Below are 279 nucleotides of genomic sequence, written 5' to 3'. Positions count from 1 at the left end.
GGCATGTTCGTGACGCTGACCCAGCACATGAACTTCGAGGGCCTGGTCAATGACGGCGCCTGGATGGCCACCGAGCTGAAGCTGCCGCACGGCACCTGGACCAACCCCGACAACGAGATGGTGGCGACCGCTACGTCCTGGGCGCTGCTGCTGCCGGCCTATGGCGTCTTCCAGCGGCTGCTCTCGCGTTCGTTCATCGCCCGCGGCTTCGTCGAGGAGGCCTTTGTCGGTCAGGTCAACAGCCCAATGATCGAGATGGGGGGCACCAGCCAATACGGC

The 279-nt window shown here is 64.9% G+C and carries 1 pseudogene; it reads left to right on the top strand.

Annotated features, from left to right (window positions below):
• A pseudogene (locus tag EN859_RS37705) lies at nt 1–279 on the top strand (hydantoinase B/oxoprolinase family protein); the annotation flags it as partial.

Origin of the sequence: Mesorhizobium sp. M00.F.Ca.ET.216.01.1.1 (genome assembly GCF_004010325.2) — a bacterium.
Classification (GTDB): domain Bacteria; phylum Pseudomonadota; class Alphaproteobacteria; order Rhizobiales; family Rhizobiaceae; genus Mesorhizobium.
This window is presented reverse-complemented; position numbering and strand designations above follow the sequence as displayed.